The 15,284-nt window shown below is 72.1% G+C and carries 13 protein-coding genes and 2 pseudogenes; 9 read left to right on the top strand and 6 right to left on the bottom strand.

All coding sequences use genetic code 11. From position 1 onward, the window contains the following. Nucleotides 1-467 precede the first annotated feature (467 nt). The 3 genes from GFH49_RS17015 to mug all read left to right on the top strand — a co-directional run bounded on the left by GFH49_RS17015 (nt 468) and on the right by mug (nt 3,359). A complete protein-coding gene (locus GFH49_RS17015; protein WP_155056733.1) occupies nt 468-1,250 on the top strand; it encodes an SGNH/GDSL hydrolase family protein in 783 nt (260 codons plus the stop codon). 124 nt (nt 1,251-1,374) lie between these two features. Further along, entirely contained in the window at nt 1,375-2,817 is a 1,443-nt protein-coding gene (purB, locus tag GFH49_RS17010) for an adenylosuccinate lyase (RefSeq protein ID WP_155056732.1), read from the top strand. Next, the gene (gene mug, locus GFH49_RS17005) at nt 2,814-3,359 is read left to right on the top strand and encodes a G/U mismatch-specific DNA glycosylase (RefSeq protein WP_155056731.1); all 546 of its coding nucleotides are present in this window, start codon (nt 2,814-2,816) and stop codon (nt 3,357-3,359) included. Before purB ends, mug begins: the two co-directional genes overlap by 4 nt. A 157-nt stretch (nt 3,360-3,516) precedes the next feature. On the opposite strand, the gene GFH49_RS17000 is transcribed toward mug, so the two are convergent. The 3 genes and pseudogenes from GFH49_RS17000 to GFH49_RS16990 all read right to left on the bottom strand — a co-directional run. Next, nucleotides 3,517-3,930 carry a hypothetical protein gene (locus GFH49_RS17000; RefSeq protein ID WP_155056730.1) on the bottom strand — a complete coding sequence of 138 codons (414 nt, stop codon included), beginning with the start codon at nt 3,928-3,930 and terminating at the stop codon, nt 3,517-3,519. A 57-nt stretch (nt 3,931-3,987) separates the two neighbouring features. Continuing rightward, complete coding sequence (locus tag GFH49_RS16995; protein ID WP_155056729.1) at nt 3,988-4,713, bottom strand: ABC transporter permease; 726 nt, start codon at nt 4,711-4,713, stop codon at nt 3,988-3,990. Between the two features lies 1 nt (nt 4,714). Next, nucleotides 4,715-5,050 (bottom strand): annotated as a pseudogene (locus GFH49_RS16990) (DUF8746 domain-containing protein); the annotation flags it as partial. Here GFH49_RS16990 and GFH49_RS16985 point away from each other — a divergent pair. Both GFH49_RS16985 and GFH49_RS16980 read left to right on the top strand, forming a co-directional pair. Beyond that, the gene (locus GFH49_RS16985; RefSeq protein ID WP_230396341.1) at nt 4,982-5,617 is read left to right on the top strand and encodes a response regulator; all 636 of its coding nucleotides are present in this window, start codon (nt 4,982-4,984) and stop codon (nt 5,615-5,617) included. The pseudogene GFH49_RS16990 and the gene GFH49_RS16985 sit on opposite strands and share 69 nt — an antisense overlap. Nucleotides 5,618-5,717: 100 nt before the next feature. After that, nucleotides 5,718-6,875 (top strand): ROK family transcriptional regulator, encoded by a 1,158-nt coding sequence (locus GFH49_RS16980; protein ID WP_155056728.1) that lies wholly within the window; start codon nt 5,718-5,720, stop codon nt 6,873-6,875. Between the two features lie 141 nt (nt 6,876-7,016). On the opposite strand, the gene GFH49_RS16975 is transcribed toward GFH49_RS16980, so the two are convergent. Both GFH49_RS16975 and sigJ read right to left on the bottom strand, forming a co-directional pair. Continuing rightward, a complete protein-coding gene (locus GFH49_RS16975; protein WP_155056727.1) occupies nt 7,017-7,778 on the bottom strand; it encodes a GntR family transcriptional regulator in 762 nt (253 codons plus the stop codon). Nucleotides 7,779-7,935: 157 nt separating this feature from the next. Further along, complete coding sequence (gene sigJ / locus GFH49_RS16970; RefSeq protein WP_155056726.1) at nt 7,936-8,826, bottom strand: RNA polymerase sigma factor SigJ; 891 nt, start codon at nt 8,824-8,826, stop codon at nt 7,936-7,938. Between the two features lie 142 nt (nt 8,827-8,968). Here sigJ and GFH49_RS16965 point away from each other — a divergent pair, with 142 nt between their 5' ends. Next, a complete protein-coding gene (locus tag GFH49_RS16965) occupies nt 8,969-9,799 on the top strand; it encodes an alpha/beta fold hydrolase (protein WP_155056725.1) in 831 nt (276 codons plus the stop codon). Between the two features lie 87 nt (nt 9,800-9,886). Here GFH49_RS16965 and GFH49_RS16960 read toward each other — a convergent pair. Beyond that, nucleotides 9,887-10,675, bottom strand: a pseudogene (locus GFH49_RS16960) (DMT family transporter); the annotation flags it as partial. Between the two features lie 47 nt (nt 10,676-10,722). On the opposite strand from GFH49_RS16960, the gene pdxR reads away from it, so the two are divergent. From pdxR to GFH49_RS16945, 3 genes are all read left to right on the top strand, one after another. Further along, nucleotides 10,723-12,183 (top strand): MocR-like pyridoxine biosynthesis transcription factor PdxR, encoded by a 1,461-nt coding sequence (gene pdxR / locus GFH49_RS16955; protein ID WP_155056724.1) that lies wholly within the window; start codon nt 10,723-10,725, stop codon nt 12,181-12,183. Nucleotides 12,184-12,340: 157 nt separating this feature from the next. Next, nucleotides 12,341-13,915 carry an alkaline phosphatase D family protein gene (locus tag GFH49_RS16950; RefSeq protein ID WP_155056723.1) on the top strand — a complete coding sequence of 525 codons (1,575 nt, stop codon included), beginning with the start codon at nt 12,341-12,343 and terminating at the stop codon, nt 13,913-13,915. Between the two features lie 75 nt (nt 13,916-13,990). Beyond that, the gene (locus tag GFH49_RS16945; RefSeq protein WP_155056722.1) at nt 13,991-15,271 is read left to right on the top strand and encodes a GNAT family N-acetyltransferase; all 1,281 of its coding nucleotides are present in this window, start codon (nt 13,991-13,993) and stop codon (nt 15,269-15,271) included. Nucleotides 15,272-15,284 lie beyond the last annotated feature (13 nt).

Raw genomic sequence — 15,284 nt, 5'->3', positions numbered from 1 at the left:
TTGGTCGGTTGGCCGCGCAGCTAACAGGACGGCCTGGCCTGGCCTGGCAGCGGGACTGATCGGTTGGCTGGAGGGCGAACCTGGCCGCCCGGGCCGGGCAGCGGCCATGACCGGCTGACCGGACGACCGACGTAACCGGCAGACCGACAGACCGACGCCGGGCACACGGGTGACCGGGCAGCGGAAGTGACGAGGTGACCGGGCAGCGGTCCTGACCGGTTGGCCGGGCGGCGGACGTGACCCGCTGACCGGCAGCGGGCACGAGATTGAACGGGCAGTAGACATGACCAGTTGACCGGACGGCGGGCGTAACCGGCAGCCCTGACCCAGTCGACCGGACGACGCGCGGGCCAGCTGACCGGGCCAGCGGGGCTGATCGGTTGGCCGGGCGGCGGGGGCGCCCGGTGTCTGGAGCGAGAGGGGGACCGACCGACGGGTATGGGGCGCGGGATAGCATCTCTGTCGCCATGCAGAAGAACCCCCTATTCACCAGCCTGGTCGCGGTCGGCGACTCCTTCACCGAGGGCATGTCGGACCTGCTGCCGGACGGCTCCTACCGGGGCTGGGCCGATCTCCTCGCCGGGCGGATGGCCGCCCGCACGCCCGGTTTCCGGTATGCGAACCTCGCGGTGCGCGGCAAGCTGATCAGGCAGATCGTCGACGAGCAGGTGGACGTGGCCGCCGCCATGGAGGCCGACGTGATCACGCTGGTCGGCGGTCTCAACGACACGCTGCGCCCCAAGTGCGACATGGGCCGGGTGCGCGGTCTGCTGACGGATGCCGTGGAACGGCTGGCCCCCGCCTGCAAGCAACTGGTCCTGATGCGCAGCCCGGGCCGTCAGGGCCCGGTCCTTGAACGGTTCCGGCCTCGTATGGAGGAGCTGTTCGCCTGCGTCGACGACCTCGCCGCCCGGCACGGCGCGGTCGTCGTCGACCTGTACGGAGCCCCCTCCCTCGGCGACCCGCGCCTGTGGGACGTGGACCGGCTGCACCTGACGGCCGAGGGACACCGGCGTGTCGCGGAGGCGGTGTGGCAGACGCTCGGCTACGAGCCCGAGGACACCGCGTGGCGCATCCCACCGCCCGCCTCCGCGCCGCCGGGGTGGGCCACGCGCCGGGTCGCGGACGCCCGGTTCGCCAGGCAGCACCTGCTCCCGTGGATCGGCCGCCGGCTGACCGGCCGGTCCTCGGGGGACGGCCTGCCGCCGAAGCGGCCCGGGCTGCTGCCGTACGAGGGTCCGGGGGCGTAGGGCCACGCCACCAAGGGTTCCCGGGGACATACGCCAACTCGCTGACTCGTTGCGCGTTCTCGTAGGTTCCTCCGAACCACCTGCTGGCGCTGGCCTGCACAAACCGCCAGTAGAATCTGTTTACGTGACTTCCGCTCCCGCCAAGCCCCGCATCCCGAACGTCCTCGCCGGACGCTACGCCTCCGCCGAGCTCGCCACGCTCTGGTCCCCCGAGCAGAAGGTGAAGCTGGAGCGTCAGCTCTGGCTCGCCGTGCTGCGGGCCCAGAAGGACCTCGGGATCGAGGTGCCGGACGCGGCGATCACCGATTACGAGCGCGTCCTCGACACCGTCGACCTGGCCTCCATCGCCGAGCGCGAGAAGGTCACGCGGCACGATGTGAAGGCGCGGATCGAGGAGTTCAACGACCTCGCCGGGCACGAGCACGTGCACAAGGGCATGACCTCCCGCGACCTCACCGAGAACGTCGAGCAGCTGCAGATCCGGCTCTCCCTGGAGCTGATGCGCGACCGTACGGTGGCCGTGCTGGCACGCCTGGGCAAGCTGGCCGGTGAGTACGGCGAGCTGGTCATGGCCGGCCGCTCGCACAACGTCGCCGCGCAGGCCACCACGCTCGGCAAGCGGTTCGCGACGGCCGCCGACGAGCTGCTCGCGGCGTACGGCCGGGTCGAGGAGCTGCTCGGCCGCTATCCGCTGCGCGGCATCAAGGGCCCGGTCGGTACGGCGCAGGACATGCTGGACCTGCTCGGCGGGGACGCCGCCAAGCTGGCGGAGCTGGAGCAGCGGATCGCCGGGCACTTGGGCTTCTCCCAGGCCTTCACCTCGGTCGGCCAGGTGTACCCGCGCTCGCTGGACTACGAGGTCGTCACCGCGCTGGTGCAGCTCGCGGCGGCGCCGTCGTCGCTGGCGAAGACGATCCGGCTGATGGCCGGGCACGAACTGGTGACCGAGGGCTTCAAGCCGGGCCAGGTCGGTTCGTCGGCGATGCCGCACAAGATGAACACGCGGTCCTGCGAGCGTGTCAACGGCCTGATGGTCATCCTGCGCGGCTATGCCTCGATGACCGGCGAGCTGGCGGGCGACCAGTGGAACGAGGGCGACGTGTCCTGCTCGGTGGTGCGCCGGGTGGCGCTGCCGGACGCGTTCTTCGCCCTGGACGGTCTGCTGGAGACGTTCCTGACGGTACTGGACGAGTTCGGCGCGTTCCCGGCCGTGGTCGCCCGTGAGCTGGACCGCTATCTGCCGTTCCTCGCCACCACCAAGGTCCTGATGGGCGCGGTGCGGGCGGGCGTCGGCCGTGAGGTCGCGCACGAAGCGATCAAGGAGAACGCGGTGGCGTCGGCGCTGGCGATGCGCGAGCAGGGCGCCGAGCGCAACGAACTCCTCGACAAGCTCGCCGCGGACGAGCGCATCCCGCTGAGCCGTGCCCGGCTCGACGAGCTGATGGCCGACAAGCTGTCCTTCACCGGCGCCGCGGCCGACCAGGTCGCCGTCGTCGTCGGCCGCGTCGAGGAGATCGTGAAGCAGCGCCCGGAAGCCGCGGGCTACACCCCGGGAGCGATCCTCTGACGCGCTTCACCGCGCAGGAGCTGGAGGCCGCCCGCGACCGTCTCGTACCGGACGTGATCGCGGCCGGCCTCCGCGTGCTGTTCTGCGGCATCAACCCCGGTCTGATGACGGCGGCGACGGGCCATCACTTCGCCCGTCCCGGCAACCGCTTCTGGCCGGTGCTGCACCTGTCCGGCTTCACCCCCCGGCTCATGAAACCGGCAGAGCAGGTCGAGTTGCTGTCGTACGGCCTCGGCATCACGAACGTCGTGCCGCGGGCCACGGCTCGGGCCGACGAGTTGAGCGCGGAGGAGTACCGCGCGGGCGGGCGGGTGCTGGCGGCGAAGGTGGCTCAGGTACGGCCGAGGTGGCTGGCGGTGGTCGGCGTCACCGCTTACCGGGCAGCCTTCAACGACGGCAAGGCTCAGGTGGGTCCGCAAGAACGGACGATCGGCGACACACGAGTGTGGGTGCTGCCCAATCCGAGCGGACTGAACGCCCACTGGACGGCCGGGACCATGGCGGAGGAGTTCGCGCGGTTGCGCGTGGCGGCGGAGACCTGAGCGGCCCGGGCGAGGCCGGCTGCGGTTCGACAGCGCCGCAAAGGCGCGCGGGGTCTGTGGTCGATGTGCGGCTCCGCCGCACGGGCGCGACCAGTCAGGACGGGCCCTCAGACGATCGACGGCCTCTCGCCGCACTTCCCGCCGAGCGCCTGGCAGGTCACGGCCAGTCCAGGTCCGTGACGACGACGAACAGCTGGGGCTCGTGCTCCGCCTCGCGGTCGGCGACCGCCAACATGACCGTGCGCCCGGTGCCGGTCGCCTCCCATGTACGCACGTCGTGCGCGAGGGCGTTGAGCGTTGTCCACGGCTCGGATATGTCCTCACCTTCTGCGATGCGCTCGCCGAGCGTCACGGTCCCCGACCGCGACGGCGTTCCCCACCGCATGGTCAACTGGCCGGTCATCGCCGTCTCATAGGCATAGCAGTCCTCCGGTTGGGGCCACTCGCCGGGCCCTAACCGGGCCATGAGGTAACCGGGCCCGCCCGCGCCCTCGTCCGTGCTGCCGTGCTCCGCGGGAAACTCCCTGGTGCACAGCAGGTCCACGAGGGTCAGGTCCTTCACCATGTCCATGTGATCCAGTAAAGCGCCTGCCTCTGACAATTGGCGTGGCGTCAGACGACTCCTGGCTCAGGCGTCCCGGCGTCGTACGCTCCACGCTCCCGCCACCACCACGGCGGCCGTCCACAGCGCGGTCACCGCAAGGCCCGTCCATGGACCCGGCGTTCCGTCGTGCGTCTCGTACAGCACGACCTGCCCCGCCCTGTCGGGCAGGTAGTCGGTGAGCCCGCCGGCCACGTCGCCGATCACGAACGAGACGACGAGGACGAACGGGATCAGCAGGGACAGGGCGCCCACCCCGCTGCGCAGCAGGACCGTGAGCCCGGCAGCGAGCAGCGCCATGAGCGTGAGATAGAGGCCGGCGCCCACGACGCCCCGCACCTGCTCGCCCACCGTCAGCCCGCTCGCCTCCGAGCCCAGGCCCGCACGCGCGGCGAGCAGGGCGGCGAACGCGGTCGCCAGCCCGACGACCAGCGTCGGTACGGCGATCACCGCCAGCTTGCCCGCGAACCACCGCCCGCGCTGCGGCACCGCCGCGAGCGACAGCCGGAGTCCACCCCCGTGGAACTCCGACGACACCGCCATGGCCCCGAAGGACATGGCGGCGATCTGACCGGGCGCGACACCGGACAGCGCCATGAACAGCGGGTCGAACTCCGGGTCGGACGTGTCGGAGACGCCGGCGATCGCGGAGAACAGCGTGGTCGCCGCGAACAGGGCAAGGAGCGCGCCGAGCAGCGAGCGGAGCGTACGGATCTTCAGCCACTCGGAGTGGAGTACGGGTGCGAACGACATGTCAGGCCTCCTGCGGCTGTGCGGTGAACTCGGTCTCGGAGGCGGTGAGATCGAGATAGGCCTGCTCCAAGGTGCCTTCCTCCGTACTCAGTTCGAGGATGGGTACGCCGGCGGCCGACGTGAGCCGGCCGATGTCGTCCACGCGCGCGTGGGACACCGTCCAGTGCCCGTCCTCGTGCTCCACGGCGTCGTGGCCGTGCCGGGCGAGGACATCCTTGAGCGCGATGGCGTCCGTCGTGCGGATCCGCACCCTGGGCTGCACGCGCGCGTGGATGAACTCCCGCATCGGGGTGTCGGCCAGCAGGCGGCCCCGGCCGAGGACGACGAGGTGGTCGGCGAGGCGGCCGACGGGGCGGCGGTGATCCCGCTGGTGCGGCGACTGCGGCCGGACGTGGTCGCCATGGACGTACGGATGCCGCTCCTGGACGGCATCGAGGCCACGCGCGCGGTACTGCGAACCGTGGCCGAGCCGCCGAAGATCCTGGTGGTGACGACCTTCGAGAACGACGAGTACGTGTACGAGGCACTGCGAGCCGGCGCCCACGGGTTCCTGCTGAAGCGGGCGCGGCCCGCCGAGATCGTGCACGCGGTGCGGCTGGTCGCCGAGGGCGAGTCGCTGCTGTTCCCGGCCTCGGTGCGGCAGCTCGCCACCGAGTACGCGGAGGGCGGCGGGAACCGCGCGGCTCGCGCCGTGATGGAGCGGGCGCAGTTGACCGAGCGGGAGGCCGAGGTGCTGCGGCTGATGGCCGGAGGGCTGTCGAACGCGGAGATCGCCGCCCGGCTGGTCGTCGGCACGGAGACGGTCAAGTCTCATGTCAGCGCCCTGCTGGCCAAGTTGGGGGCGCGCGATCGCACACAAGCGGTGATCGCGGCGTACGAGTCGGGGTTCGTCGCGCCGGGGTGATCCCGCTGCTGCCGCAGATCAGCATGCGCCAGGCACTCGCCGGGGTCCGGTGCGCCGAGTACGATCCGCCCAACACGCGCACGAGCTGGGAGGACGGACGTTGGGGCAGCTGACCGGCGGGGATCCCTCGCTGCTGCGAAGGATCAATTCCGCGGTGGTGCTGCATGCGCTGCGCGCCACGGACTGCGCCACGCTGACCGAGATCACCCGGGTGACCGGACTGTCCCGGCCGACGGTCGAGGGCGTCGTCGAGGGGCTCATCGTGGCCGGACTCGTCGTCGAGAAGGCCGCCGACGAGAGTGTCGTCCGGCGGCAGGGGCGGCCGGCGCGGCGCTTCCGGTTCCGGGCCGAAGCCGGTCACCTGCTGGGCCTGGAGATAGGGGCGCATCGTGTCGCCGCGCTCCTCGCCGACCTCGACGGCCGGGTGCTGGGCGCGAACGCCAAGGACGTCGACGAGACGGCTGCCGCGGACGAGCGCCTGGAGCGGCTGCGCACCGCGGTCGCCGAGCTGCTGCGCCGGGCCGGTGTCGCGCGCAGCTCCCTGCGGGCCGTCGGCGTCGCCACGCCCGGGATCGTCGAGGAGGACGGCACCGTACGGCTGGGCACCGCGCTGCCCGAGTGGACGGGACTGCACCTGGGCGAGCGGCTGAGCCGTTCCTTCAAGTGCCCGGTCCTGGTCGAGAACGACGCCAACGCCGCCGCGGTCGCCGAGCACTGGAAGGGCGCCGCCACCGAGTCGGACGACGTCGTGTTCGTGCTGGCCGGGCTCAGCCCGGGCGCCGGGTCACTGATCGGCGGCCGGCTGCACCGCGGGTACGGCGGGGCGGCCGGCGAGATCGGCGCACTGCATCTGCTGGGCCGTGAGGTGACTCCCGAGACGCTGCTGTCCACGACGGACGAGCCGCTCCATCCGCTGGACGAGCAGGCCGTGGCCGAGGTGTTCGCGCAGGCACGCGGGGGCGACCAGCGGGCCCGCGCGGCCGTCGACCGCTTCCTCCGGCGCCTGGTCCACGACGTGGCCGCACTCGTCCTCGCCCTCGACCCCGAGCTGGTCGTCATCGGCGGCTGGGCGGCCGGGCTGGACGGCGTACTGGAGCCGCTGCGGAGCGAACTGGAGCGCTACTGTCTGCGGCCCCCGAAGGTGACGCTGTCCCTCCTCGGCGAGGCGGCCGTGACGACGGGTGCGCTGCGTCTCGCCCTCGACCATGTGGAGGAGCAGCTCTTCGCGGTGGAGGGCACGGTGACGGCCCGCCGCTGACCCGCGCCGGGCCGGAAACGCGTCGCGCCCCGGAGAAGCTCCGGGGCGCGCTCGGGGGGTCGCACCACGCTGTCGTACGACGCCGTCTGTCATACGACGCTGTCTGTCATACAGGTCTCTGGAGGCCTGGCGTTCCGTCTCTCAGGATGCCTGGCGTTCCGGCCCCTGGTGGATCTCCACCCCGCCCGAGTCCCCGAAGGTCAGCCGGCAGGTGTCCGCGCGGTACGTGGCGACGGAGAGCGCGGTGGTGCGGCCCTCGGCGTTGAAGCGGGTGGTGACGACGAGAACGGGCGATCCGGGGAGCCGGTCCAGCTGCTTGGCGTCGTCCGCGCGGGCCGAGCCGAGTTCGACGGCGCTCTCCTGGCCCTCCAGCTCCAGACGCTGCAGCTCGCGCAGCACGGCACGCGCGCGTGCCGGCCCCGACGGGGCGTCGATGGCGGAGAGATCGGGCACCGCGGGCTGCGGGACGTAGAGCAGTTCGGCGGCGACGGGCTGGCCGTGCGTCCGACGAGAACGGCGCACCGTGTGCACCGGCTCCTCGGCGCCCGTCTCCAGGGCGCTCGCGACCGCCGCGGGCGGCACCTCGGTGGTGCAGTCGACGGGCTGCCAGGCGTCGCCCGCGGCACCCGGCCAGGTGTGCTGCTCGGTGCCGAGGGCGACGCCTACGCGCGGCGGGGCGACCGTCGTACCGACGCCGCGGCGGCGCTGCAGCCTGCCTTCGAGTTCGAGCTGTTCCAGAGCCTGGCGGAGCGTGGCCCGGGCGACGCCGAAGCGGGCGGCGAGGTCGCGCTCGTTGGGCAGGATCTCGCCCACGGAGAACTCGGAGTCCAATGCCTCACTGAGCACGGTCCTGAGATGCCAGTACTTCGGTTCCGGCACCGATTCCAGCTGCGTGGTCCCCACCCTGTCCTCCGCAATCGCCGTGGTCCGGCGGCTTTTCAGCGCCCTTGTTTATTAAAGGTTGTTGCACTTATCTGCGACCATAGGGCGGCCCCCACCCTTGGTCAAGACCAATCCGCGATCCCTTGGCCAACCCATAGGAACGGCACCGAGGGCGCGTTCAGGCGACGGTCAGCGACCGGAGCTTGTCGGGGTTGCGGATGATGTAGACGGACTGGATGCGCCCGTCCAGGACCTCCAGCTGGAGGACGCTGTCGGGCTTGTCCCCGGACAGCACCAGCACCGCGGGACCGCCGTTGACCTCCAGGAACCGGAAGGACAGATCCGGAACGCCGCCGCCGTTCTTGGCGACGCCGGCGATGAAGCGGCCCACCTTGTCGGCGGTCTGAAGGACCCGCACCGGCGCCTTGGCCTTGCCACCGCTGTCGCCCACGAGACGGACGTCCGGCGCGAGCAGCGCCATGAGCCCTTCGATGTCGCCCTCCCCTGCGGCGGCGAGGAAACGCTCGGTGAGGTCACGACGCTGGGCCGGGTCGACGTCGTAGCGCGGGCGCCGCTCCTCGACATGCTTGCGCGCCCGCCCGCCGAGCTGCCGTACCGCCGGTTCACTGCGGTCGAGCATCGCGGCGATGTCGGCGAACGGATAGCCGAACGCCTCCCTCAGGACGAAGACCGCCCGCTCCAGCGGCGACAGCGACTCCAGTACGACGAGGACCGCGAGGGAGACGGAGTCGGCGAGCACGGCACGGTCCGCGGCGTCCGGGACGGTGTCCGCGAAGTCGGTGACGTACGGCTCCGGGAGCCACGGGCCGACATAGGTCTCGCCCCGCGCCTTGACCTGGCGCAGCCGGTCGATGGCGAGGCGGGTGGTGATGCGCACCAGATAGCCGCGCGGCTCGCGCACCTCGCTCCGGTCCGCCCCGGACCAGCGCAGCCAGGCCTCCTGGACCACGTCCTCCGCGTCGGCCACCCGCCCCAGCATGCGGTAGGCGACTCCCAGGAGAACGGGACGGTGCTCTTCGAAGACGTCGGTCTCGATGTCGGTGGTCACGGATTCCATCCCAACCGACACATCCGGACCTGTCCAGGCGATATCTGCGGACGGATGGGACTCCCAGGGGCTACCCGTCGGTAGCAACTGCTGGCAAGCTGTCTCCGAGCAGCCCCCAGCGAGCCCAGACGAGGAGCAGTTCGTGCCGGCCACCGTCTCCTTCAAGGTCCCCTCCGCCCACGGCCCGCGGACCCTGACCCTCTCCTACGCGCGCGTGGGGGCCGGCGATCCGCTGCTCCTGCTGCACGGCATCGGGCACCACCGGCAGGCCTGGGACCCGGTGGTGGACATCCTCGCGACCGAGCGCGACGTCATCGCCGTCGATCTGCCCGGATGCGGCGCGTCCCCGGCCCTTCCGGACGGCCTCGCGCACGACCTGCCCACGATGAACGCGGCGCTCGCCGCCCTGTGCGCGGCGCTGGAGGTCGAACGGCCGCACGTCGCGGGAAATTCGCTCGGCGGCCTGCTGGCCCTGGAACTCGGCCGCGTGAACCTCGTACGGTCCGTGACCGCCCTGTCCCCGGCCGGGTTCTGGACACCGGCCGAACGGCGCTACGCCTTCGGCGTCCTGCTGGGGATGCGGCAGTTCGCCACCCGGATGCCTCCGCCGCTGGTCGAGCGGCTGTCCCGGTCGGCGGCCGGCCGTACGGTGCTGACGAGCACCATCTACGCCCGCCCGGCACGCCGTTCACCGGAGGCCGTGGTCGCCGAGACCCTCGCGCTGGCGAACGCCACCGGCTTCTCCGAGACGCTCCGGGCGGGCTCCGGCGTCCAGTGGACCGACGACATCCAGGGCATCCCGGTCACCGTGGCGTGGGGCTCCAGGGACCGGCTGCTCGTGCGCCGGCAGGGGGTCCGGGCCAAGCAGATCATTCCGCGGGCCCGGCTGGTTCGGCTGCCCGGCTGCGGTCATGTCCCCATGAACGACGACCCGGCGCTGGTCGCTCGGGTGATCCTCGACGGCAGTCGCTGACCGGCGCCGGGCCAACGCGCCCGATCCGAGGGCGACTCCGGCGCCGACCAGGGCACTGCCGACGGCCTGCACGGGCCCGTAGGAGCCCGTTCCGACGAGGGGTGCGGTGCAGGCGGCCGCGACCGGGATCAGGCCGGAGAACAGCGTGGCGCGCTCCGCGCCGATCCGCTGCATGCCCATGTACCAGCACACGAATCCGACGACGGTGACGACCGCCGCCTGCCACAGCAGCGCGGCGGTCTCCGTGCCGTCGGGCCGCCGCAGCCATGCGCCGCCGGACAGCAGGAGCCCTGCCGCCAGGGACTCGATCGCCGCGACACCGCACACCGTGGCGGACAGCAGCCGCGGGCCCAGGGGCCGCAGCACGGGCACGGCGAGCACCGCGAAACCGACCTCACCGGCGAGCGCACACGCCGAGAACGCGATTCCGGCACCGTCCGTGCGTCCCCAGCCCTGGACCGTGACCGCGCCGACGGCGACGAGCAACGCGCCGTACAGCACGACGCGTTGTGGGCGGCGTCCGTCCAGGAGGGGCACGAGGACCGCCACCACCACCGGCGCGCAGCCGACGAAGACACCCGGAACGGCCGGTTCGGCGGTGCGTTCCGCCGCGAGGACCGCCACGTTGAAACCGACCATGCCCACGCCCGCGAGCAGCGCGAGGCGGGCCCAGTGGCGGGCCGTGAGCGTCCGCAGCCGGGCCGTGGCGTCCCGGCCGGCCAGCGGCACGAGCAGCACGAACGCCAGGCCGTAGCGGAGGAACTGGCCGCCGGCGTACGGGTATTCGCCGAGGACGCTGTTGGCGGTGAAGGACCCTCCTACGAGGAGACAGGCGAGCGCGGCGAGCAGGGCTCCCCGAGTGATGGTGGCGTTCATGGAAACGACGCTAGGAACCGCGGCGGTCCGGTTTAAGGTCCACTTTCATGAGGCCATCGCAGACCAATCGGGGTGAGGAGCCGCCGACGGCCGGGGGGCGTCCGGGATCGGCGGCCTGGGAGCTGCTCCTGCCGGCCGCTTCCGCGCCGGCACGCGCGCGTGGGCGCTCGTTGCAGGCGGCGCTGCGGGAGGCGGTGCGGGCGGGCAGGCTCGCGCCGGGCACCCGGCTGCCGTCGAGCCGTGATCTCGCCGCCGACCTCGGGGTGTCGCGCGGGCTGATCACGGAGGCGTACGAGCAGCTGACCGCGGAGGGCTATCTGCGCAGCGGGCGAGGTGCGGGAACCTGGGTGGGCGGTGCCGTACGGTCGGCGCGGCCCCGCGCGCGCGACCTCGCTCCGCGCCCGCCCGGCGCCCGGGCCGGCTTCGTGGCGGGGACGCCGGATCTGGCGCTGTTCCCGCGTGCCGCGTGGGCGGCAACGCAGCGCGGTGTGCTGGCCGAGCTGCCGCACCACGACCTCGGCTATCCCGATCCGCGCGGCCTGCCCCGGCTGCGTACGGCGCTGGCCGAACTGCTCGCCCGCCGCCGCGGCGTGGTCGCGGATCCGGAGCGGATCCTGATCGTCTCCGGCGTGGCGCAGGCCACGACGCTGCTCGGATTCGTGCTGCACGCGCGCGGGACGGCAGCCGTCGGGGTCGAGGACCCGGGCAGCCCGCAGCACGACGCCCTGTACGCCGCGGCCGGGGTCACCACCGTGCCGGTACCCCTGGACGACGAAGGGCTTGCCGTCGTCCCGCTGCGGGCCTCGGGCGTGCGGTCGGTGGTGGTAACGCCAGCCCACCAGTTCCCCACCGGGATCGCCTACTCCGCGCGCCGCCGTGCCGAACTGCTCGACTGGGCACGGTCCGTGGACGGCTTCGTCCTGGAGGACGACTACGACGGCGACTTCCGCTACGACCGCGCTCCCGTCGGCGCCCTCCAAGGCCTCGATCCGGAACGCGTCGCCTACGCCGGGTCGGTGAGCAAGTCCCTCGCTCCGGGGCTGCGGCTCGGCTGGCTGCTCGTACCGGAGGTGCTCGCCGACGAGGTGATCGAGCGCAAACGCACCATGGATCTCGGCCATCCCACCCTCGACCAGGCCCTGTTCGCCCGGTTCGTGGAGCGCGGCGAATACGACCGTCAGCTGCGCCGCTGCCAGCGCGCTTACCGCGAGCGGCGCGACACGCTCGTCGCCGCCCTGGCGGAGCACTTCCCCGGCTCGACGGTGTCCGGGATCGCGGCGGGCCTGCACGTCATCGCCACCCTCCCCGACCGGTACGGGCCCGAGAAGCAGTTCCTCGCGCGCGCGGCCGACGCGGGTGTCACCGTGCGTCCGCTGGCGGACTACGCGCACGGGACGGCGGACACCGGCGGCAGCGAGGACGTACGGCTGGTGCTGGGCTACGCCCACCTGTCACCGGCGCGGATCCGGGCGGGCGTGCGGCTGATGGCGGAGGCCGTGAGGGCGTGAGGCCGTGAGGGCATGACGAGGGTGTGTGCCCTTGGCCAGCCGGCCTGTTCCCTTGTTCGCGCGGCCGGTTGTTCACTTGTGGTTTCCGTGCACGCTGCGGTGCCCCAGTAGTTGTGGCATCGCACATCGACCGGATCCCGTCGCCGGAGGCGCATCCATGGCACACCGTCCCTTCCCCGGCCGCCGCAGTGTCCTGCGCGGCTCCCTCGCCGCGTCGGCGGCCCTGGCCCTGCCGCCCGCGCTGGGCGCGGTACCGGCCCTCGCGTTGTCCGGGCGCCCCACGGCGGGCTGGGGCGTACAGACGGGAGACGTGACCTGCGACTCCGGTCTGGTGTGGGTACGGTCCGACCGTCCCGCGCGGATGATCGTCGAGACCTCCGCGACCGAGTCGTTCCGCAACCCGCGCAGATGGCACGGTCCGCTGCTCGGCGCCGGCACGGACTTCACCGGCACGACCCGGCTGCGCGGGCTCCCGTCCGGTGAGCAGATCCACTACCGCGTGCTGCTGGCCGACCCGGACGACCCGCGCCGCACCGGCGAGCCCGTCACCGGCACCTTCCGTACGGCCTCCGGCAGGCTCCGCGACGGCGTGCGGTTCGTCTGGTCCGGCGACCTGGCCGGGCAGGGCTGGGGCATCAATCCGGAGTTCGGGGGCTACCGGATCTACGACGCGATGGCGAAGCTCGACCCCGACTTCTTCATCTGCAGCGGCGACAACGTCTACGCCGACGGCCCGATCACCGAGACCGCGGCCCTGCCGGACGGCAGCACCTGGCGCAACATCACCACCGAGGAGAAGTCCAAGGTGGCCGAGACGCTGGCGGAGTTCCGCGGCAACTTCCGCTACAACCTGCTGGACGAGCACCTGCGCGCCTTCAACGCCCAGGTCCCGTCCATCATCCAGTGGGACGACCACGAGGTCACCAACAACTGGTATCCGGGCGAGATCCTCACCGACACCCGGTACACCGAGAAGAACGTCGACGTGCTCGCCGCGCGCGCCCGGCAGGCGTTCTCCGAGTACTTCCCCATCTCGACGCTGCGCCGCCCCGACGGCCGGGTCTACCGCGTGCAGCACCACGGCCCGCTCCTCGACGTCTTCGTCCTGGACATGCGGACCTACCGCAACGCTAACTCGCCGGACAACCAGACCACCGACCCGGTGGGCATCCTGGGCAGTGAGCAGCTGGAGTGGCTGGGGCGCGAGCTGTCCCGCTCCCGTGCGGTGTGGAAGGTGATCGCCTCCGACATGCCGCTCGGCCTGGTCGTACCCGACACCGGCGACGGCAAGCCCAACGTCGAGGCGGTCGCGCAGGGCGACCCCGGCGCCCCGCTCGGACGTGAGCTGCAGATCGCCGAGCTGCTGCGGTTCATCAAGCACCGCCGGATCACGGGCACGGTGTGGCTGACCGCAGACGTGCACTACACCTCGGCCCAGCACTACCTGCCGTCCCGGGCCGCGTTCACCGACTTCGAGCCGTTCTGGGAGTTCGTCTCGGGCCCGCTCAACGCCGGTGCCTTCCCCGCGAACGCACTCGACGACACCTTCGGCCCGGACCGGGTGTTCATCAAGGCGCCGGCCACGGCGAACGTCTCCCCCGCCGGCGGCTACCAGTTCTTCGGCGAGGTCGACATCGACGGCCACAGCGGAGAACTGACGGTACGGCTGCGCGAGTCGGACGGCACGGTGCTCTTCACGCAGGTGCTGCAGCCGGGACGTGTCGGCCAGTAGGTCCCCGTAACCCCGTATACCCGTCAGTCACAGTGCGTTCGTGATCACGCAACACCCTTCCTGCACAGTGGATGCATGAGTCGAGACATATCTGAAGTGACACGTGCGAAGCACGGTCGTACGGTCCGCCACTGGCGGCGGAGCATCACGGCGGCGCTCCACACATGGTGGACACGACGCCACGGTCATGCCCCGCCGACGAGTGATACCGGCGCCCGGCCGCTCCCCACGGAGCAGGCCGGGATCCGGGAGCGTGCCCTGTGGCGGATGCGGACGACGGTGAAGGACGTACCGGGGTCGCTGGCCGCGCTGTGCGGCGCCCTCGCCGAGCAGCGGGTCGACATCCTCAGCCTCCAGACGCATCCGCTCGCCGAGGGCACGGTCGACGAGTTTCTGCTGCGGGCTCCCGGTGAGCTGGCCGCGGACGACGTCACCCGGGCGATCGCACAGGCCGGGGGTACCGGTACGTGGATCGAGCGGGCCGACGCCCATGACCTGGTCGACGCGCCGACCCGGGTGCTCGGTCTCGCCACCCGCACCGCCCTGGACACGGCGGAACTCCCGCTCGCGCTGCGCCAGTTGCTGGGCCGCTGCACGATCCGCTCACTCCCCGCGGCCCCGCCCGGCGGTGGCAGCGCGCCCGAAGGCGTGCCGGTGGAAGGGGCGTTGGAGGACACCGTGATGCGCCTGCGGGCACCGGAAGGCGGAGTGATCATCGTGGAGCGGCCGTATCTGCCGTTCACCCCGACCGAGTTCGCCCGGGCGCGGGCGCTGGTGGAGCTGGACGCCCGGCTCGGCCCGCGCGTTCCCCGTGGCCAGGACGTCCTCACGCTCCCGGCAGGCAAGGCGATCACCATCCGCCGGGCGGACACGGACGATCTTCAGGCCGCGACGGCGATGCACGAGCGGTGCTCGGCACGGACGCTGTCCCTGCGGTACCACGGGCCGGTCGGTGACGCGGACCGTTACCTCCACCATCTGCTCAGCCCGCGCTTCGGCCGGACGCTCGCCGTGCACACGGCGTCCGGCCGCGTCGTCGGACTCGGTCATCTGCTGTGGGACGGGGACGAGACCGAGGTCGCGCTGCTCGTCGAGGACGAGTGGCAAGGACGTGGCATCGGCAGCGAGTTGCTCCGCAGGCTGGTGGCGATGGCGGTCGAGGCGGGCTGCGCGAGGGTGTACGCGCTGACGCAGTCGTCCAACACCGGCATGGTTGCCGCGATGCGTGGTCTGGGGCTGCCCCTCGACTATCAGGTCGAGGAGGGGATTCTGGTGATCACCGCACGTCTGGATGCTCCGTTGGGCGAGGTGGTCGCGGGGCGGCCGTCGAGTGCGGGTGAGTCGGGGAACTCCTAGGCGCCGTGGCGGC

This window comes from Streptomyces blattellae (genome assembly GCF_009709555.1).
GTDB lineage: Bacteria > Actinomycetota > Actinomycetes > Streptomycetales > Streptomycetaceae > Streptomyces > Streptomyces blattellae.
The sequence above is the reverse complement of the archived record's forward strand: the minus strand, read 5'-3'. Positions and strand labels throughout refer to the sequence as shown.